This is a genomic window from Enterocloster sp. 210928-DFI.2.20 (assembly GCF_020554465.1).
GTDB classification, from domain to species: domain Bacteria; phylum Bacillota; class Clostridia; order Lachnospirales; family Lachnospiraceae; genus Enterocloster; species Enterocloster bolteae.
Window position 1 is genome coordinate 297,903 of record NZ_JAJCHK010000002.1, and the last position, 20,738, is coordinate 318,640.

The 20,738-nt window shown below is 52.4% G+C and carries 17 protein-coding genes; 14 read left to right on the forward strand and 3 right to left on the reverse strand.

All coding sequences use genetic code 11. The features are described 5' to 3' along the window. The first annotated feature begins 8 nt into the window (after positions 1-8). The 7 genes from LI015_RS04100 to LI015_RS04130 all read left to right on the forward strand — a co-directional run bounded on the left by LI015_RS04100 (position 9) and on the right by LI015_RS04130 (position 8,067). Positions 9-968 (forward strand): ABC transporter permease, encoded by a 960-nt coding sequence (locus tag LI015_RS04100; protein ID WP_002572050.1) that lies wholly within the window; start codon positions 9-11, stop codon positions 966-968. Beyond that, positions 961-1,875 (forward strand): ABC transporter permease, encoded by a 915-nt coding sequence (locus LI015_RS04105; RefSeq protein WP_002568494.1) that lies wholly within the window; start codon positions 961-963, stop codon positions 1,873-1,875. Before LI015_RS04100 ends, LI015_RS04105 begins: the two co-directional genes overlap by 8 nt. A gap of 62 nt (positions 1,876-1,937) precedes the next feature. Beyond that, a complete protein-coding gene (locus tag LI015_RS04110) occupies positions 1,938-3,629 on the forward strand; it encodes a peptide ABC transporter substrate-binding protein (RefSeq protein WP_002572052.1) in 1,692 nt (563 codons plus the stop codon). A 60-nt stretch (positions 3,630-3,689) separates the two neighbouring features. Continuing rightward, positions 3,690-4,679, forward strand: a complete 990-nt coding sequence (locus tag LI015_RS04115; RefSeq protein WP_002568492.1) for an ABC transporter ATP-binding protein — start codon at positions 3,690-3,692, stop codon at positions 4,677-4,679. After that, on the forward strand, positions 4,676-5,653 hold the full coding sequence (locus LI015_RS04120) for an ABC transporter ATP-binding protein (RefSeq protein WP_002572053.1): 978 nt from the start codon (positions 4,676-4,678) through the stop codon (positions 5,651-5,653). The genes LI015_RS04115 and LI015_RS04120 overlap by 4 nt, the downstream gene beginning before the upstream one ends. 66 nt (positions 5,654-5,719) lie before the next feature. Next, on the forward strand, positions 5,720-7,120 hold the full coding sequence (locus tag LI015_RS04125; protein ID WP_227124203.1) for a Sapep family Mn(2+)-dependent dipeptidase: 1,401 nt from the start codon (positions 5,720-5,722) through the stop codon (positions 7,118-7,120). A gap of 158 nt (positions 7,121-7,278) precedes the next feature. Beyond that, positions 7,279-8,067 (forward strand): SIMPL domain-containing protein, encoded by a 789-nt coding sequence (locus LI015_RS04130; RefSeq protein WP_002568489.1) that lies wholly within the window; start codon positions 7,279-7,281, stop codon positions 8,065-8,067. Positions 8,068-8,173: 106 nt separating this feature from the next. Here LI015_RS04130 and LI015_RS04135 read toward each other — a convergent pair whose 3' ends face one another. Further along, entirely contained in the window at positions 8,174-9,535 is a 1,362-nt protein-coding gene (locus LI015_RS04135) for an MATE family efflux transporter (RefSeq protein ID WP_002568488.1), read from the reverse strand. Between the two features lie 173 nt (positions 9,536-9,708). On the opposite strand from LI015_RS04135, the gene LI015_RS04140 reads away from it, so the two are divergent. Continuing rightward, positions 9,709-11,163: a glutamate synthase-related protein gene (locus LI015_RS04140; protein ID WP_227124204.1), complete on the forward strand. Its 1,455-nt coding sequence runs from the start codon at positions 9,709-9,711 to the stop codon at positions 11,161-11,163. A 6-nt stretch (positions 11,164-11,169) separates the two neighbouring features. On the opposite strand, the gene LI015_RS04145 is transcribed toward LI015_RS04140, so the two are convergent. Then, positions 11,170-11,685 (reverse strand): ferritin-like domain-containing protein, encoded by a 516-nt coding sequence (locus LI015_RS04145; RefSeq protein ID WP_118019583.1) that lies wholly within the window; start codon positions 11,683-11,685, stop codon positions 11,170-11,172. A 755-nt stretch (positions 11,686-12,440) separates the two neighbouring features. Between LI015_RS04145 and aspS the strand changes: the two genes are divergently transcribed. The 6 genes from aspS (at position 12,441) to LI015_RS04175 (ending at position 19,313) form a co-directional block, all read left to right on the forward strand. Beyond that, the gene (aspS, locus tag LI015_RS04150) at positions 12,441-13,772 is read left to right on the forward strand and encodes an aspartate--tRNA(Asn) ligase (RefSeq protein WP_227124205.1); all 1,332 of its coding nucleotides are present in this window, start codon (positions 12,441-12,443) and stop codon (positions 13,770-13,772) included. 33 nt (positions 13,773-13,805) lie between these two features. Then, positions 13,806-14,099 carry an Asp-tRNA(Asn)/Glu-tRNA(Gln) amidotransferase subunit GatC gene (gatC, locus tag LI015_RS04155; RefSeq protein WP_002568483.1) on the forward strand — a complete coding sequence of 98 codons (294 nt, stop codon included), beginning with the start codon at positions 13,806-13,808 and terminating at the stop codon, positions 14,097-14,099. 13 nt (positions 14,100-14,112) lie between these two features. Next, entirely contained in the window at positions 14,113-15,633 is a 1,521-nt protein-coding gene (gatA, locus tag LI015_RS04160; protein WP_002568482.1) for an Asp-tRNA(Asn)/Glu-tRNA(Gln) amidotransferase subunit GatA, read from the forward strand. Continuing rightward, positions 15,626-17,074 carry an Asp-tRNA(Asn)/Glu-tRNA(Gln) amidotransferase subunit GatB gene (gatB, locus tag LI015_RS04165; RefSeq protein ID WP_227124206.1) on the forward strand — a complete coding sequence of 483 codons (1,449 nt, stop codon included), beginning with the start codon at positions 15,626-15,628 and terminating at the stop codon, positions 17,072-17,074. The genes gatA and gatB overlap by 8 nt, the downstream gene beginning before the upstream one ends. 187 nt (positions 17,075-17,261) lie before the next feature. After that, positions 17,262-18,551: a GntR family transcriptional regulator gene (locus LI015_RS04170; RefSeq protein ID WP_002568480.1), complete on the forward strand. Its 1,290-nt coding sequence runs from the start codon at positions 17,262-17,264 to the stop codon at positions 18,549-18,551. A gap of 189 nt (positions 18,552-18,740) precedes the next feature. Continuing rightward, entirely contained in the window at positions 18,741-19,313 is a 573-nt protein-coding gene (locus tag LI015_RS04175) for a hypothetical protein (RefSeq protein ID WP_002568479.1), read from the forward strand. Between the two features lie 101 nt (positions 19,314-19,414). Here the strand turns inward: LI015_RS04175 and LI015_RS04180 are convergent, their stop codons facing one another. Continuing rightward, positions 19,415-20,602, reverse strand: coding sequence for an iron-containing alcohol dehydrogenase (locus LI015_RS04180; RefSeq protein ID WP_002568478.1), 1,188 nt, complete (start codon positions 20,600-20,602; stop codon positions 19,415-19,417). Positions 20,603-20,738 lie beyond the last annotated feature (136 nt).

A 20,738-nucleotide genomic window follows, 5' to 3' on the forward strand; every position in this document is an offset into this window, starting at 1 on the left:
ATATGCAGATGGAACGTTATAGGTACATTGCGAAACGGCTGTTGACAGCAATCCCTACCTTCTTGGGTATCACCATTCTGGTGTACGTGGTGGCCTCCCTGGCGCCCAGCTCGCCGTTGGAAATCCTGTTTAACGACCCTTATGCCACTGCAGAGGAGATGGCAAGGAAGAGTAAGGAACTGGGACTGGACCAGCCGGTTATCATCCAGTATATCAGATGGCTGGTGCAGCTGGTGCAGGGAAACATGGGAATGTCCATCCGCACCAACGGCCAGGTGCTGGATATGATTCTGGAGCGGATAGGGCCCACGCTGATTCTTACAGGAAGCGCCATGGCCCTGACCATTATCATTGCCCTGCCCCTGGGAATCATGTCGGCTTATAAGCCCTACTCCGGCTGGGATTATATTTCTTCCGGACTGTCATTTATCGGGTCCGCCATGCCGAATTTCTTCGCGGGACTGGTGTTGATATATTTCTTCTGCATCAAGGTGAAGCTGTTTCCTACCTCCGGCATGTACGACTCCTCCGGAGTCAGGACCTGGCCCATGTTCTTCCACCATCTGGTGCTTCCGGCCGTGGTTCTGGCCATTCAGCAGATAGGAAGCCTCATACGCCAGTGCAGGGGCTCTATGCTGGAGGTGCTCCAGGACGATTATGTCCGCACGGCCAGGGCAAAGGGGCTTCATGAGCCGTCGGTGCTGGTGCGCCACGCTTTGAGAAACGCATGGATTCCGCTGGTATCCTGGTTCGGCATGCAGATTCCCTTCCTGATAGGAGGGGCGGTTGTGACGGAGCAGATATTTGGATGGCCCGGGCTGGGAAGTCTGATGGTACAGTCCATCAATGCCAGGGATTATCCTGTTATCATGGGCATCACGGTGGTGATTGCCATTGTGGTGTTATTGGGCAACCTGCTGGTAGACCTGGTGTACGGACTGTTGGATCCAAGGATACGTTATGACTAAGAAGAAGGAAGGTGAGAACATGAAACAGGATGAAAGATTAAAGGATATTCCGGCAAATTCTTATTTTCATGACGTGCTCCAGCGTTTTTGCGCCCACAAACCGGCCATGGTAAGCGCTTTTGTACTGACCCTGGAAATCATACTGGTCATTGCCCTGCCCTACATACTGCATCTGGACCCGTATACATCGGATTACGAGGTGATGTTCGGTTCCGCGCCCAGCGCCCTTCATTGGCTGGGAACAGACGATATCGGGCGGGATATCTTCGCCAGGTTCATTTACGGAGGGCGGGTATCCTTAAGTGTGGGTATCATATCCGCAGTCATCAGTATGGCGGTGGGTGTGCCCCTGGGACTTCTGGCAGGGTACTACAGGGGAATTGCCGAGACACTGATTATGCGCTGCGCGGATGTGTTCATGTCGTTTCCGGCCATGGTTCTGATTCTGGTGCTGGTATCCGTACTGGGGCCCTCTGTGGCCACGGTTACCATTGTTATCGGAGTCCTGGGCTGGCCTAAGTTCGCAAGGCTTATCTACGGAAATGTGCTGTCGGCCAGGGAACAGGATTACGTGGAGGCGGCCAGGGCCATCGGCACAAAGGACGGCACTATCCTGACAAAATACATACTGCCCAACACCTTTGCCCCGGTGCTCATTTCATTTACATTCCGTGCAGCCCAGGCCATTATTACGGAATCAGCCCTTAGCTTTTTGGGAATGGGGGTCCAGGCGCCCCAGGCATCCTGGGGAAACATCCTCTATGATGCCCAGTCCATCAGCGTGCTTTCCCAGAGACCGTGGCTCTGGTTTCCGCCCGGCCTGGCCCTGCTGATAACCGTGCTCTGTATCAATTTCCTGGGAGACGGAGCCAGGGACGCCCTGGACACCAAAATGGTGATCAAATAGATACATGAAAATAAGTTCAAAATCAATGCCGAAAAGGCTTGAATAAAAAGGAGGATATAGTAATGAGAAAACGTTTAACAAAAATGACAGCTCTTGCCCTGTGTCTTATGATGGGACTGTCCGGCTGTTCAGCGCCTTCAGCGCCCAGCGATACCAAGGCCCCTGCCGCAACAGGAACAGCAGCCGAAGGCGGGGACGCCAAGGCGGAAGGCAGCGCAGACGGCAATGCCCAGGAGAACACTGCCTCCCAGGGACAGAAAATCGTGACCATGGCCATGACGGCCCCGTGGGACACCCTGATTCCCTTTAATACCACCAATGCCAACACGGACGCCGTGCTGGAGCTGATTTTTGACAAGCTGATTGTGGTAAAGGCAGACGGATCCTTTAAACCCCGTCTGGCAGATTCCTGGTCCATGGATGATGAGACCCATACCAAGATTACATTTAACCTGAACAAAAACGCCAAGTGGCATGACGGACAGCCTGTGACGGCTGACGACGTGGTATACACCGCAGAACTCATGTCCAACCCTGACATCAGTGTGGCCCGCCGTTCCAAGGTGGCTCCCTTTGCCGGTACGGAAGACGGAATCCGTGTGGAAGGAGAGGAATTCGGCGTGAAGGCCATTGACGCCAACACAGTAGAGTTCACACTGAAGGACCCCACCAACCTGGATTATATGCTGGACATCATGTTCCGCGATTTTTACATCCTGCCAAAGCACTGTCTGGAGGACATTCCTGTGAAAGACATGCTGGCAGCTGATTTCTGGAAAGCCCCCATTGGTTCCGGTCCATGCATTTACGAGTCTGAGATATCCGGCGAGCGCGTGGAATTCACGGCTAATAAGGATTACCACATCAACGCTCCTGAATTCGACCGCTTTGTTGTTAAAATCGTGCCGGCGTCCAACCTTCTGTCAGGTCTGATGAACGGAGAGATTGATATTGTGGCCGGCGCAGGCATCGGCAACATCCCGTTAAATGACTGGGATATGGCGGGACAGCAGGAAAACCTGACCACAGAGGCAGTGGAATCCCTGGGTTACCAGTATCTTTCCTGCAATACCAAGAACATTCCCCAGGAAGTGCGCCAGGCAGTAAACATGGCCATTAACCGCGACGCCCTGGTCAATAACCTGATGAAGGGCGAAGGCGTACCGGCTCCGGGCCCCCTGGCTCCAAGCCACAGATACTTTAATGAAGAACTTCTTCCCATCCCATATGATGTGGACAAGGCAAAACAGATGGTGGAGGAATCCGGATTTGATACCAGCAAGACCTACCGCCTCAATGTGTCAAAGGGCAATGAGGTGCGCGAGAAATCGGCGCCCATGATTCAGCAGGACCTTGCAAAGATTGGCATTAACGTGGAAATCATCACCACAGACCACCCGACCCTGCTGTCCACCGCAAGAAAGGGCGAGTATGATTTTGCGCTGATTGGATCCGGCGGTTCACCCGACCCGGGCGAGAGCGTGATGAACGTGACTCCGGGCCATCTGAATAACTTCTCCCAGAACGAGGATCCGTCCCTGGGCGAGGTGGGAAGAAAGGGCCTGAACCAGTTCAGCTTTGAGGACAGGAAGCCATACTATGATGAGTACCAGATGATGCTCAGGGAACAGTGTCCGTTTGTATGGCTGTATTTCCAGAAGGACCTGGTTGCCTACAACAAGAAAATCTCCAATGTATGCTTTGAGGATTACAGTCTTTTGAACCGTTCCGTTTGGGAATGGCATGTAGAATAGTCATGACGCAGCAAAGGCACCGGGATATTCCCGGTGCCGGCCCTGCAGAGGAGGTAGAATATGGCACAGCCATTATTAGAGGTTAAACATTTAAAGACACAGTTCAGGACCAAGAGGGGGACCGTGACTGCTGTGGACGATGTGAGCTTTTCCGTAAACCAGGGCGATACCCTGGGTATTGTAGGGGAGTCCGGCTGCGGCAAGAGCGTCACCTCCCTGTCCATCCTGCAGCTGCTTCCCCATGCAGTGGGTTCTGTGGCAGGCGGTGAAATCCTTTATAAGGGCGAGGATATTGCCAAAAAAGGGAATAAGGAAATGTGCCGGATAAGAGGCAGGGAGATTTCCATGATATTCCAGGACTCCATGACATCCTTAAATCCTGTGCTCACCATAGGAAGGCAGCTGGAGGAAACCATTTCCGTACACAGCAGTCTTTCAAAGGACGAGATAAAAAAGCAGGCCCTGGATATCCTTACAAAGGTTGGTGTCTCTTCTCCTGAGCAGAGGCTGAAGGAATTCCCCCATCAGCTGTCAGGGGGAATGAGGCAGAGGGTTATGATTGCCATGGCATTGTCCTGCAGTCCATCCCTACTGATAGCGGATGAGCCCACAACGGCGCTGGACGTAACCATCCAGGCCCAGATTATCGACCTGATGGTGGAGCTGAAGAAGAACATCAATGCTTCCATTATCCTTATCACCCATGATATGGGAGTGGTGGCTGAGATGGCTGACTACATCATGGTCATGTACGCGGGCAAGGTCATGGAGTACGGAAGCGCCAGACAGATATTCAAGGAGGCCATGCATCCTTATACACAGGGCCTTCTGGCCTCCATCCCCCGCCTTGACAAGGATTTGGACCGCCTGTTTTCCATTGACGGTACGGTGCCGTCCCTGGACAGGATGCCAAAGGGATGCAGGTTCTGCGCCCGGTGCCTCCAGGCCATGGACAAATGCAGGGAGCACCAGCCGCCGGTGTATATCACGGATGACGGCCACAAGGTGAGCTGCTGGAAGTATGAGAATCTTAAGGAGGAAAAGGTATGAGCGGCAACGAGACAATTCTGGAAGTCAGAAATTTAAAAAAATACTTTTTCTCCGGCAAGAAGCGCAGGGGCAGGGAACCGCGGGCGGTAAAGGCCCTGGACGGAGTCAGCTTTTCCATGGAGTACGGGGAAACCCTGGGCGTGGTGGGGGAGTCGGGCTGCGGCAAGTCCACCCTGGGCAGGACCATACTGCGCCTTCATGAACCCACGGAGGGACAGGTGGTTTACAGGGGAAAGAATCTGGCGGAATACGGCAGAGAAGAGATGCGCCAGATGCGCAGGGAGCTCCAGATTATATTTCAGGACCCCTATTCCTCGCTGAATCCGCGTATGACGGTCAGGGAGCTGATTTGCGCCCCGCTGGATGTATTTGCCATGGGTTCAAAGGAGGAAAAGGAAGCCAGGGTGATTGAAATTATGGATAAGGTGGGGCTTCCGCTGGAATTCATGAACCGCTATCCCCATGAGTTCTCCGGCGGCCAGCGGCAGAGAATCGTTATTGCCAGGGCCCTGGTGCTCAACCCAAGATTCGTGGTGTGCGATGAGCCTGTATCAGCCCTGGACGTATCGGTCCGGGCCCAGGTGTTAAACCTGATGATGGATCTTCAGAAGGAGCTGGACCTGACCTACCTGTTCATTTCCCATGACCTGAGCGTGGTGCGGTATATCTGTGACCGGATCATGGTCATGTATCTGGGAAATGTGATGGAAATAGCAGACAAGAAGGCGCTGTATGAAGACGCAAAACATCCCTACACCCAGGCCCTTCTCTCGGCTATCCCGATTCCGGATATGGATATTGAGTACAACAAAATTCACCTGGAGGGGGATGTGCCGAGCCCCTTTAACCCGCCCCAGGGCTGCAGGTTCCACACCAGATGCCGGTATGCAACGGAAAAATGCCGTGTTCAGGTGCCGGAATTAAAGGATGTGGGGGACAGGCATTTTGTGGCCTGTCATCTGTATGATGAATAAAAGCAGAAATTCAGACGGCAGGATGATGTGCCGTCTGAACTGCTATGAATAGAGGAAAATAAGGATATGGATGTAAAAGAATGGGTATTGTCCCAGAGAGAAAATATGCTGGATACTGCCATGGAGCTCATGAAAATACGCAGTGTCAGCGAACCGGGAACAAGAGAGCATCCCTACGGGGAGGGCTGCGCCATGGTATTGGACAAAGCGTTGGAGATAGGGAAGCAAATGGGCTTTGAGACGGAAAACCATGATTACCGCTGCGGAAGTATTCTCATGCCGGGCCGGACAGGACAGGAAATAGGCATTTTTGTCCATCTGGATGTGGTGCATGAGGGAAACGGATGGACGACAGAGCCCTACAAACCTGTGATAAAGGACGGTTGGCTGTACGGTCGGGGAAGCGCGGACAATAAGGGGCCTGCCGCTGCCGCGCTCTACAGCATGAAATATCTGAAAGAACAGGAAGTCCCGCTGGAACACACCATACGGCTGTATCTGGGATGCAGTGAAGAGCGGGGGATGGAGGACATTGAGTACTATACCTCCCATTATCCTGCGCCGGAATTTTCCTTTACTCCGGATGCCTCATTTCCAGTGTGTTACGGGGAAAAGGGAATCCTGGAAGGGGAATTTTCATGCGCCATACCGGAGGGCCATGTGACCGGTTTTTCGGCCGGAGTGGCGTCCAATGCGGTTCCGGCAGAGGCACGGGTATGGCTGAGCCGGACAAGCTGCGATGCGGTCCGGGATTATGTGGACAGCCTTGATAACCTCCAGGATTTTACCGTAGAGGGCGGCAGCCAGATTGTTATAAAGGCTGCCGGGAAAACAGCACATGCCGCCTTTCCCGAGGGTTCTGACAGCGCGGCGGTGAAGCTGGCCCATATGCTGGCCAAAGCCCCCTTCCTGACAGAGGAGGAACAAGCCTGCTTCCGGTTCCTGGACCAGGGATTTGCTGATTATTACGGGGAAGGTATGGGCATTGCCTTTGAGGATGGGCTGTCCGGCAGTCTTACCCTGGTGGGAGGCATGGCCAGGACAGAGAGAGGACGGTTCATCCAGAACTTTAATATCCGTTATCCGGTGACTGCCGGCGCGGAAGCACTGGTAAAGCAGATGAGCGCACAAGCCGGAAAGTACGGATGGATTCTGGACTGGAGCCGGGATAACCCGCCCTGTGTCATTGATCCGGAAAGCCCGGTGGTAAAAGAGCTGACCGCCCTGTGCCGCCAGGTGCTGGGGACAGAGACAAAGGCTTATTCCATGGGCGGCGGCACCTATGCCAGGAGACTGCCTAACGCGGTCGCCTTTGGGCCGGGCATCAGAGGACAGAAAAAGCCCTGCCCTCCGGGCCGCGGCGGCGGTCACCAGCCGGATGAGTGTGTGAAGATTGAAAACCTTACCAATGCCATGGTGATATACATAGAGGCCCTGAAACGGCTGGATGTCCTGCTAGGGGAGTGATACAGCGCCTGTTTTCTGCTTCCTGCTATTTTGACCGTAAATATTAAGAAAGCCGTCAGGTCTCTTCCTCCTTTTACATGCTATACTAAAACCACCACATCCTGCGCCGGGCGTGCAGGTTTGCAGGAACATGTATATAAAAGGAGGTTTGTGAGAGATTGGAAGAGAACAAGGAGAAAAAAGAAAAGACAGGCTTCATGGCTCAGGGCAGGTCTGTGATTATCGCAGTCATCGCGGCACTCAGCGCCATTATCTGCGTCAGCATCTTTACAGGCGGACTGGTGGATTATAAGAAGAGCGGCGGGGGAAGCGGAATCACGGCAACCGGTTCTGCCAGCTGTGATTTTGAGTCGGATTTGATTGTGTGGAGAGGCAGCTTTTCTGTCCACGGCGATACGCCCAGGGATGCCTACGCCATCATCAAGAAGGATGCGGAACTGGTGAGACAGTATCTGGAGGAAAACCAGGTGGCGGATGACGAGATGATATTCAGTTCCGTGAATATTTCCCAGACCTATACATCCAGATACGATGAGGAGGGCAAGTATCTGGGAGATGAGCCGGACGGATATGACCTGACCCAGAGTCTGACGGTTTCATCCTATGATATTGACAAGGTGGAGAATATCTCCAGGGATATCACTAAGCTGATCGAATCAGGGGTGGAGTTTGAGTCTGAGCTGCCGGAGTATTATTATACCAAGCTGGATGAGGTGAAGCTGGACTTGATTGAGAAGGCCACTGCCAATGCAAAGGAGCGCATTGACATCATGTCTGCCGGTTCAGGGGCAAAGGCGGGAAAGCTGTTAAGCGCCACTCTGGGCGTGTTCCAGATTACGGCAAAGAATTCCGGGTCGGAATCCTACAGCTACGACGGGTACCTGGACACCAGCTCCCGGTATAAGACTGCCAATATTACGGTGAGATTGAATTATGCGGCAGAGTAGGCAGTAAGATCAGGACGGCAAACGGGCTGTTCGGGAATATAATCTGTTCCCGGACAGCCCGTTTCGTATATGGGTGAGCCAAACATAAATCAGCAGCCGGCATCCGTCAGGCAGCCGCCTGTCCCAGGGGCTTTATCTTATCCAGATAAATCTTGCGGAACAGGATGGAGCTGAGCACCACAGAGGTGATTTCAGCCAGAGGCAGGGAGAGCCACACTGCATGCAGTCCAAAGGTCCGGGCAAAAAACCAGGCCAGGGGGAGGATACATACAAGCTGTCTGGCCACGGATATAATCAGGCTGTATACGCCGTTGCCCAGGGCCTGGAACACGGATCCCACGATGATGCAGTATCCTGCGAACAGAAAGCTGAGGCTGATAATCCGCAGGGCGGGAACGCCGATGGCTAGCATCTCCTCGTCTGCCTGGAAGAGCATGAGCAGCTGGGGCGTCATAAGGTGGAACACCATCAGTCCGATGAGCATGATGCCCACTGCAATGCCGATGCTCAGCCAGACCGTTTCCATGATGCGCTTTTTACTGCGGGCCCCGTAGTTGTAGGCCACAATGGGTATCATGCCGTTGTTCAGTCCGAATATAGGCATGAAGATAAAGCTTTGAAGCTTGAAATATACTCCGAATACGGCTACGGCTGTCTCGGAAAAACCAATCAGGATTTTATTCATTCCAAAGGTCATGACAGAGCTGATGGACTGCATGATAATCGAAGGAACGCCTACCTGGTAGATAATGGAAATAGTTCTCCAGTTAGGGGTGAACGAACGGAAATTAATCCGTACCTCCTTGTTTTTGGAGTGGTTCAGGATGAGGGCCAGGAACATGGCCACAATCTGGCCGAATACAGTGGCTGCGGCAGCTCCCTGGATTCCCATTTTCGGCACTCCAAACAGGCCGAAGATAAGAATGGGGTCCAGTATAATATTGATGATGGCCCCGGTGCCCTGTGTAATCATACAGTAAAAAGTCTGGCCCGTGGACTGGAGAATCCGCTCGAACATCATTTCCCCAAAAAGCCCGAAGCAGAAAATGCAGACAATCTGGAGATATTGTACGCCGTATTCAATGATGACCGGGTTGTTTGTCTGGCTTTCAAAAAACAGCCTGGATCCGAACAGGCCGAATACTGCAAAGGCCAGGAAGCTTAAGAAGGCCAAAAACAGGCCGTTGGCAGCAGCCAGATTGGCCGCCTTTGAATTTTTTTCTCCCAGGGAACGGGACAGCAGGGCGTTGACGCCCACACAGGTTCCGGCGGATACTGCAATCAGCAGGTTCTGGATGGGAAATGCCATGGACACCGCAGTCAGGGCAGCCTGGTTTATCATGGATACAAACACGCTGTCCACGATGTTGTACAGGGCCTGCACCAGCATGGAGATAATCATGGGCAGGGACATGGATATAAGCAGCTTATTAATGGGCATAACGCCCATTTTGTTTTCTTGTGACATGTAGTGCGACTTCCTTTCTCGTTTGTGCATAAAAGATATTGTAACATTACTTATTATGGTAAGTCAATGACATATAGGGGCATAAAACGCTGGACATTGCGGGTTGTTTGTGCTATATTTAAAACAGTAATAATTACTATTATTGACAATGATTTAGAGAAGGGGGAAACATAATGGCAGTATATCGTTGCAGATTCTGTGGTTCAATTTATGATGAGGAGAAGGAGGGAGTTCCTGTATCTGATTTAAAAGTCTGTCCCGTGTGCATGGTCACAGCCGATAAGCTGGTGAAGGCAGAGGATGGAGGGGCCGGCGCCAAGGCTCCGGACAGAGAAAAGGAGAAGCCCGTTAAAAAAGACGGAACCCGGGAAACATGCCAGGACTGCGGCGGCAGTACAGGGGAGGCTGCTGCCTATGATCCTGAGTATGCCAGGACACAGACCGATGCCCGCTATATGGACGAAATTCATGAGATGGCTGTAAAGGGACAGTCCATCATTGCAGCCATGGGAACCCAGATGCCCATGCCGGGCTGGGATGACATCCTGTTTCTGGGGGCCCAGCTGAACCCCATGCCGCTTGATGAACATGCTCCGGTAAAAACAGAAACCATTATAGGAAAACATGCGGCCAAGCCCATGGTGCTGGACCATCCGGTTTATATTTCCCACATGTCCTTTGGAGCACTTTCCAGGGAAACAAAGACAGCGCTGTCCAGGGGAAGCGCCATGGCCCGCACAGCCATGTGCTCCGGCGAGGGCGGCATACTGCCGGAGGAGAAGGCGGCGGCCTACAAGTATATATTTGAATATGTTCCAAACCAGTACAGTGTGACAGACGAGAACCTGAGGGAAGCAGACGCCATTGAAATAAAAATCGGGCAGGGCACAAAGCCGGGCATGGGAGGCCATCTGCCCGGAGGCAAGGTGACGCCGGAGATCGCGGCCATAAGGAATAAACCCTTGGGACAGGATGTCATCAGTCCGTCGCGCTTTCCGGGCATTGACACCAAAGAGGATTTGAAGGCCCTGGTGGACAGGCTGCGCCTCGTATCCGGCGGACGGCCCATCGGCATAAAGATTGCAGCGGGAAGAATTGAGATGGATTTGGAATTCTGCGTCTATGCCGGACCTGACTTTATTACCATAGACGGCAGGGGAGGGGCAACCGGAGCCAGCCCCAAGATTATCAGGGATTCCACCAGCGTACCCACGATTTACGCCCTTTACAGGGCCAGGAAATACCTGGACCAGGCAGGCTGCGGGGCCCAGCTGGTGATAACGGGCGGCCTGCGGGTATCCTCTGATTTTGCAAAGGCGCTGGCTATGGGAGCGGACGCGGTGGCCATTGCTTCTGCAGCTTTGATGGCAGCCGCCTGCCAGCAGTACCGCATATGCGGCACCGGAATGTGTCCCGTGGGAGTGGCAACCCAGGACGAGAAACTGCGCAGCCGCTTCAAGGAGGACGCGGCCGCGCAGAGAGTGGCTAATTTCCTCAGGGTATCCCTGGAGGAGATAAAGACATTTGCCAGGATTACAGGGCATGACAACATTCACGACATGGATGCGGATGATTTATGCACGGTCAGCAGGGAGATATCGGAGTTTACCAATATACGCCATGCTTAAGGGCGGTCAGGAACAATACGCTCCGTAAACCTTTTCAAAAATTTCCACATGCAGCCGTTCATCCAGGATAATACGCCTTAAGTTTTCGGTGATATTTTCATCCCGTATGTAGGAAATCTGGTGCTGGTACTTGCTGATGGCTGCCTTTTCTCCGTCGATAACATTGCGCATCAGGGTCCGCAGATCTCCGGGATACTGGTTGTAGCTGGGGGACCAGTATATCTTCTTACATCCGTGCTGAGTCCACAGCCGCGGCTCCTCTCCCAGCTGCTGGGCCAGCTTGCCAAATATTTCCAGATGGTGCATTTCCACAATGCTGACCTTGTGGAATACAGCGCTGACATCGGGATTGTATCCGGTAATCAGTTGGTTGAAGACATAGAGGGATATGGCGGACATTTCTGAATTGCTCCCGCCTATGTTGTCCAACATCACCCTTGCATAGGCCGGATTCCCGGACTCTGCTTTGATGGGTGGATAGGGGGCATCGGAGGAATAATGAAAATCATGGATGGATAACATCATGAGCTCCTTTATATGTATAGTAGTTTCCATATTGCAGTCTATGCAGAGCGGAGTAAAAATATGACATGCCGGGACCTGCTTTCCATCCGTTTTATGGAATGACGGCAGACAGTTTCAATTGTTACAATAAATATTCAGACACGGACATATTTATTGTGAAATTATCTAAAATTCATCCCGGAGAAATATTTGCCCTTGACTTTGAATCAGTGATGTACTATTTTAGTAAATAAATAATCAACAGCAATGAAAGAGACTCTGGCCTGAGAAATGTGACAGGAAGGGGGCGTCACCGACTGAGAGCGCCGCCGGGCAGGACTGGGCTAAGGGAACACTCTGGAGCTGGTATATCGAAGCGGCCAGGACACGGCTGATAGTAGGTATATCCGTTGTACACGTTACGTACATAGAGAGGGGAGCTGGAAGCGCAGGGCAGTCTGCTGCGGGACCAGGTCTCAATGCGGGTGGTACCGCGGGAAATGTCTGAATTGAATCCCGTCCCGGAATGCAGTTACTGTGTTCCGGGGCGTTTTTTTATTTGTGGACCAGACAGCCGGCTTATGTCCATGGAAAAGAAAATCAACCGGAACCGAAATCCAGTTTGTACTAGACATCTAAAAGACAGATGTCAAGTGCTCATAGCGAATCACTGCACTAGGCAGTCAAAATACGCCTGCCAAGTGCCAGTGACATGCATCGCACTAGACATCTAAAAGACAGATGTCAAGTGCTCATAGCGAGGAGAGAGTGCCATGGAATTTGTGAACGGAGTTAAGGAGAAGAGGGTCCTGGATATCAGGGAAGTGCTTGAAGGGGAATATGAGGGCAAGGAAATACGGATGAACGGGGCTGTTCATACCATACGCCATATGGGCGAGGTGGCCTTCGTCATCCTGCGCAAGTCCCGGGGGCTGGTGCAGTGTGTATATGAGGCCGGGATTACGGATTTTGACATCAGGGAGTTGAAGGAAGAGAGCGCCGTGGAGGTAATGGGTGTTGTAAAGGCCGAGGAACGGGCGCCCCAGGGTTTTGAGATACGGTTAAAGGAAATCCGGGTGCTGTCCCGGCCTGCAGAGCCCCTGCCTCTTGCGGTCAGCAAATGGAAGCTGAACACATCCCTGGAGGCAAAGCTTTCCCTGCGCCCCATCTCCCTGCGAAACGTGCGGGAGCGGGCCAAATTCAAGATTCAGGAAGGCATTGTAAGGGGATTTAGGGATTATCTTTTAAGCAGGGATTTTACGGAGATACGCACTCCTAAAATCGTGGCCAGGGGAGCAGAAGGCGGCTCCAACGTATTTAAACTGGAATATTTTAATAAGAAGGCAGAGCTGGGACAGAGTCCCCAGTTTTACAAACAGACCATGGTGGGCGTATATGACAGGGTGTTTGAGGCAGCGCCTGTGTTCCGGGCTGAAAAACATAATACCACCCGGCATCTCAACGAATACACCAGCCTGGATTTCGAGATGGGGTATATCGACAGCTTCCGGGACGTGATGGATATGGAGACGGGAATGCTCCAGTATGTCATGAAACTTTTGGAGCAGGATTATAAGAAGGAGCTGGATATGCTGGGTGTGACCCTGCCGGAGGTGGGACGGATTCCAGCGGTCCGGTTTGACCAGGCAAAGGAACTTGTTTCAAGAAAATATGACAGGAAGATACGCAACCCCTACGATTTGGAGCCGGAGGAGGAGCTGCTCATAGGACGGTATTTCCAGGAAGAGTACGGAAGCGATTTTGTGTTCGTCACACATTACCCTTCCAAAAAACGGCCCTTCTATGCCATGGACGACCCGGCAGACCCCAGATTCACTCTGAGTTTTGACCTTTTGTTTCGGGGGCTGGAGGTGACCACCGGCGGACAGCGGATTCACGATTACAGGGAAATCACAGCCAAGATGGAGAAGCGGGGCATGGATCCGGAGGACATTGCTTCCTATCTTATGATTTTCAAATACGGCATGCCGCCCCACGGCGGCCTGGGCATTGGACTGGAACGCCTTACCATGAGGCTTCTGGATGAACAGAATGTCAGGGAGGCGTCACTGTTCCCAAGGGATGTGACCAGGCTGGAGCCATAGGGACAGGAAAATGACTGAGAGGAGCAGGAAATCATGGCAAATATCATAAGTGACGAGACAATCGAGTATGTAGGCATCCTGGCAAAGCTGGAACTTTCCCCGGAGGAAAAGGAGGAAGCAAAGAAGGACATGGGAAGGATGCTGGATTATATAGATAAGTTAAATGAACTGGACACACAGGGCGTGGAGCCTATGTCCCACGTATTTCCGGTGCATAACGTGTTCCGGGAGGATGTGGTCACAGGCACGGACCAGAGGGACCAGATTCTCTCCAACGCCCCCCAGCAAAAGGACGGAGCATTCAAAGTGCCTAAGACCGTAGGATAGGAGGAATGGGAACATGAGCATATCAGATATGACAGCCCTGGAGCTGGGAAGACGAATTCAGTCAGGGGATATCACTGCGGTCCAGGCAGCAGAAGCATCTCTGGCTAGGATAAAGGCCATGGAGCCATCTGTCCACGCCTTTGTAACCGTAAATGAAGAAAAGACCATGGAACAGGCCGGAAAGGTCCAGGCAGACATTGAGGCGGGAAGGTTGAAAGGCCCCCTGGCCGGAGTACCGGTGGCCATCAAGGACAACATGTGTACAAAGGGAATGCGGACCACCTGCAGTTCCAGGATACTGGGAAATTTCATTCCCACCTACACGGCCCAGGCAGTTTCCAATCTGGAGCAGGCAGGAGCCGTTATCCTGGGAAAGACCAACATGGATGAATTTGCCATGGGAAGCACCACGGAGACCTCCGCCTTTGGTGTTACCAGGAATCCGTGGAACCTGGAACATGTGCCGGGGGGATCCTCCGGCGGTTCCTGCGCGGCGGTGGCTGCCGGGGAGTGCTTTTATGCCCTGGGGTCTGATACAGGCGGTTCCATACGCCAGCCCAGCTCCTTCTGCGGCGTCACGGGCATCAAGCCCACCTACGGGACCGTGTCCAGATATGGGCTTATTGCCTATGGTTCATCCCTGGACCAGATAGGGCCTGTGGCAAAGGACGTGTCGGACTGCGCCGCTGTTTTGGAGGTCCTGGCCTCCCATGACCCCAAGGACAGCACATCCATGGAGCGGAGGGATTGTGATTTCACCTCAGCCCTGTCAGAGGATGTCAGAGGAATGCGCATCGGCATACCGGAATCCTACTTTGGGCAGGGGCTGGACCAGGAGGTGAAGGACGCTGTGCTGGAAGCAGCTAGGGTGCTGGGGGAAAAGGGGGCCATTGTGGAGACCTTTGACCTTAAGCTGGCAGAGTATGCCATACCTGCCTATTATGTCATTGCTTCTGCGGAGGCCAGCTCCAACCTGTCCCGGTTTGACGGTGTAAAGTACGGCTACCGGGCGCCGGAATACGAGGGGCTTCACAGCATGTACAAAAAGAGCCGGTCCCTTGGATTCGGACCGGAGGTGAAGCGACGCATCATGCTGGGATCCTTTGTGCTGAGTTCAGGCTACTATGACGCATATTATCTGAAGGCTCTCCGCACAAAGGCACTGATTAAAAAGGAATTTGACCGTGCATTTGCGTCCTATGACGTCATACTGGCGCCGGCAGCGCCGTCAACAGCCCCGCGGTTAGGCCAGTCCCTGGGGGATCCTCTTAAGATGTATCTGGGGGATATCTATACCATTTCCGTGAACCTGGCCGGTCTTCCCGGAATCAGCCTTCCCTGCGGCCTGGATTCAAAGGGACTTCCCATTGGACTGCAGCTCATAGGCGACTGTTTTAAGGAAAAAAATATCATCCGGGCCGCCTATGCTTACGAGAAAACACGGGAGTGGAAGCTGTCTCTTTTGGCTGCCGGGAAGGCCAAGGAGCCGTCCGGCGCCTTGACCGGGAGGGCAGAGAGGAGGAGCCATGAGTAAACAGTATGAGACCGTTATCGGCCTGGAGGTCCATGTGGAGCTGGCCACCAAAACCAAGATTTTCTGCGGCTGTTCCACCCGGTTTGGGGGAGCGCCCAATACCCATACCTGCCCTGTCTGCACCGGCATGCCGGGCTCCCTGCCTGTGTTAAATAAGCAGGTGGTGGAGTATGCGCTGGCTGTGGGGCTGGCAGCCAACTGCCGGATTAACCAGTACTGCAAATTTGACAGAAAGAACTATTTTTATCCGGATAATCCGCAGAACTACCAGATATCCCAGCTGTACCTGCCTGTCTGCCGCGACGGCTGGGTGGACATAGAGACGGAGTCCGGCCTTAAGAAACGCGTGGGAATCCATGAAATCCACATGGAGGAGGATGCGGGCAAGCTGATTCATGATGAGTGGGAGGACTGTTCCCTGGTGGATTACAACCGCAGCGGAGTCCCTCTGATTGAGATTGTGTCGGAGCCTGATATGCGCAGCGCCGAGGAAGTCATAGCCTACCTGGAGAAGCTGAGGCTGATTATCCAGTACCTGGGCGCCTCTGACTGCAAGCTTCAGGAGGGATCCATGAGAGCGGACGTGAACCTGTCCGTGAGAGAGGCGGGGGCCCCTGAGTTTGGCACCAGGACCGAGATGAAGAACCTGAACTCCTTTAAGGCCATTGCCAGAGCCATAGAGGGGGAGCGCAGGCGTCAGATTGAGCTGCTGGAAGAAGGCAGACAGGTAATCCAGGAGACGCGGCGCTGGGATGACAACAAGGAGAGCTCCAAGGCCATGCGATCCAAGGAGGATGCCCAGGATTACAGGTATTTCCCTGATCCGGATCTGGTGCCGGTGGTCATAAGCGATGAGTGGATTGCCAGGGTTAAGGCCCGCCAGCCGGAGCTGCGCACGGAGAAAATAGCCAGGTACAAGGAGGAATACGGGCTTCCTGAGTATGATGCCAGGCTTCTCACCAGTTCCAAGCACATGGCGGACATCTTTGAGGAGACCACCCGCTTGAGCGGCCGGCCCAAGGAGGCATCCAACTGGCTTATGGTGGAAGCCATGCGTTTGATGAAGGAACAGGAGATGGAGCCGGAGGACATGGGGTTCTCCCCCTCCCATCTGGCTGCCCTTATCCGCATGGTGGAAAACAACATCATCAACAGGACGGTTGCCAAAACCGTGTTTGAAGAGATATTCAGGCACAATGCGGACCCTGAGGCATATGTGGAGGAAAATGGCCTTAAGGTGGTGAAGGATGAGGGTGCCCTGCGGGACACCGTAAAGGCGGTCATGGCTGCCAATCCGCAGTCTGTTGAGGATTACAGGAACGGCAGGGAAAAGGCCATGGGATTTCTGGTGGGCCAGACCATGAAGGCGATGAAGGGAAAGGCGGATCCGTCCATGGTGAACCAGCTTGTAAGGGAGCTGCTTGCCGGCGGAGATGTATAAGCTGTGATAGAGACAGATAGAAAAAGGCATAAGTATATCTTTTGACAATATAAGAAAATTTTGTATTGACGGAATGCTTTTATTGGTGTATGCTTGTGTACAATGTACGAAAATGTTGACCGGTGGCTGACAGATGTATGCCTGACGGACACATTTTATAGAAAATATAGTGAGCCAGGAGGATATTATGAAGCCATATGCAGAGATGACTAAAGAAGAACTGCTTTCACTGCGCCAGGATCTGAAAGCACAGTACCATGAGTTTCAGGCAAAGGACCTGAAGCTGGATATGTCCAGGGGAAAGCCGTGTGTGGAGCAGCTGGACCTTTCCATGGGTATGATGGACGTACTGAGCAGCACCAGCGACCTTACCTGCGAGGACGGTACAGACTGCCGCAATTACGGTGTGCTGACAGGAATTGACGAGGCCAAGGTACTGCTGGCGGATATGATGGAGGTGAATCCTTCCACCATTATCATTTACGGCAATTCCAGCCTGAACGTTATGTACGATACCGTATCCAGGGCCATGACCCACGGAATCATGGGATGCACTCCCTGGTGCAAGCTGGATAAGGTGAAATTCCTCTGCCCGGTTCCCGGATATGACCGCCATTTTGCCATCACAGAATACTTCGGCATCGAGATGATCAATGTACCTATGTCCGAGGATGGACCTGATATGGATATGGTGGAGGAACTGGTGGCTTCCGATGATTCCATCAAGGGAATCTGGTGCGTACCCAAGTACTCCAATCCCCAGGGCTATTCCTATTCAGACGAGACGGTCCGCCGTTTTGCAAGGCTGAAGCCGGCCGCGTCCGACTTCCGTATATTCTGGGACAATGCCTACGGCGTACACCACCTGTATGACCATGACCAGGATCATTTGATTGAAATTCTGGCAGAGTGCAAGAGGGCCGGAAATCCTGACCTGGTTTATAAGTTTGCTTCCACCTCCAAAATCAGCTTCCCGGGGTCCGGCATTGCGGCCATTGCCACCTCCCACAATAACCTGGAGGATATCAAGGCCCAGTTAAAGAACCAGACCATTGGCCATGATAAGGTAAACCAGCTGCGCCATGCCCGTTTCTTTAAGGATATCCACGGCATGGTAGAGCATATGAGAAAGCACGCAGACATCATCCGGCCAAAATTTGAGGCAGTGGAGGAGATATTGGAGCGTGAGCTGGAAGGCCTGGGAATCGGCCGGTGGACAAAGCCAAGGGGCGGATATTTTATCTCCTTTGATTCTCTGGAGGGGTGTGCAAAGGATATTGTGGCCAGATGCAAGAAGGCAGGAGTGGTTATGACATCTGCCGGAGCCACCTATCCTTACGGAAAGGATCCCCATGACAGCAATATCCGCATTGCGCCCACCTATCCCACATTGGGGGATTTGATAACGGCTGCCGAGCTGTTTGCACTCTGCGTAAAGCTCTCCTCAGTGGAAAAGCTTTTAAAAACAATGGCATAATTGGAGGTCAGATACCTTCAAAGGAAAATGATTCAAGTGTAAAAGTCAGCACTTCATCAGATAATGATAGGGAGCGGCACATCGCAAGCAGATGTGCGCGCTCCCTTCCTCATTGTCCCGGATATGCGGATAGCAGGCGATCCGGGACAGATTTAAGAGCAGGGACTATCTGATAAAGGAGGCAGGACCATGCAGGGCCGGAATGTACGGTTTCAAGGAAAATACGACCTCTTCACGATTTATCTGATTCCCGGCGTGACCATATTCCTGGCTTCCTTTGACAGCTGGACCGGTACCAACCTGTCTGTCCTGGGCAACCGCACCGGCAACAAGCTGCTGTTTGCGGTGTGGGGATTTGCCACCGGCATCTATTACTGTGTGTATGTCCGTTATCTTTTTCACATAGGAAGATACAGGAATCCGGGAGGCAGGACCCTGATGTATACAGCGGCAGCCTTTCTTCTCATGGCGGTTATGATTCCCTATATGCCGGAGAAATATCCCCTGAAGGCAGACCTCCATGTGCTGCTTGCATTTTTTTCACCTGTGCTTCTGGCCTTCAGTATCATTGGCTTCCTCCGCTTTCTCAGCTCCCGCGACCGGATGCGTTTTCGCAGGGCATGGGGCATCCTGTGGATGATGGCAGCCTGCTCCGTCCTCTTCCTCCTGGAAGCAGGCTTTATCACCAGTTTTCTGGAAATATTCATCATTACAGGGCTGTGCGGGTATCTGCGCTATATGGAACAGCTTCTGGCAGCGTAAAAATAGCAATGTGAAAAGGGTGGGAAAGACGAATTCTTTCCCACCCTTTTCGGGCAGTAAAAACAAACCGTATATATGGAGTGTAACACAAAAGGGGGCAGTTAAAAATCTACTTCCTCGTCATAGTAGCAGCATTTTAACAGCTGTTCCATAACCTCAGGAGTGATGGTTCTTGGGTTGGAGCCGGTGCAGGCATCGCCTACGGCCAGTTCGGCAACCTTTGGAAGCTTATCCATAAATTCCTTCTCATCAATGATTCCGCCTTCATAATCCTTTATGCAGGCCGGGATGTCCAGGGCCTTGTTCATCTCTAAGAGACGGGCAATAAGGGCATCTGTCAGTTCCTCATCCGTGGTGCCGGGAAGGTTGATAAATTTAGCGATTTTCGCATATCTGGCGGCGGCCTCAGGTTCTTTGGAGTTGAATTTTATAACCTTGGGAAGGTACATTGCATTAGCACAACCGTGAACAATGTGACCGCCGGAATATGCAGCACCTGTCTTATGAGCCATGGAGTGTACGATTCCAAGCAAAGCATTGGAAAACGCCATTCCGGCCAGACACTGTGCATCGTGCATCTTATCACGGGCTTCCATATCCCCGTTATAAGAAGGTATCAGATACTCGTTAATCATCTCGATGGCATGGAGTGCTAACGGGTCCGTATACTCGCAGTGAAGGGTTGAGACATAAGCCTCAATTGCATGGGTCATGGCATCCATTCCTGTGTGTGCGGTCAGCTTCTTTGGCATGGTCTCAGCCAGGGCCGGGTCCACGATAGCCACATCAGGGGTGATGTTGAAGTCGGCCAGAGGATATTTGATGCCTTTCTTATAATCAGTAATAACGGAAAATGCGGTAACCTCAGTTGCTGTTCCTGATGTGGAGGAAATCGCACAGAATTTAGCCTTGGTACGAAGGGTCGGGAAGCTGAATGGTGTAATCAGGTCCTCAAAGGATGTGTCGGGGTATTCGTAGAATGCCCACATTGCCTTTGCCGCGTCAATGGGAGAACCGCCGCCCACAGCCACAATCCAGTCAGGTTCAAATTCCTGCATGGCAGCAGCACCTTTTAAAACTGTATCCACAGATGGATCCGGCTCAACGCCTTCAAATAATTGAACTTCCATGCCGGCTTCCTTCAGGTAATCAACTACCTTGTCCAGAAAACCAAACCGTTTCATGGACCCGCCGCCCACAACAACAATGGCTTTTTTGCCGGCCAGGGTCTTAAGGGCTTCCAGTGCATCTTTTCCATGGTACAAATCTCTTGGCAGTGTAAATCTCATGATAATACCTCCCAGTATATGTAAAATGTTGTTTTGATGTGTTATTTCTTTAACGATTACATCTTAACACCTTTGACCTGGAATGGGTAGGTATGAAAAAGGAATACCGGTATTCCTTTTCCGGTATCTCCCGAAC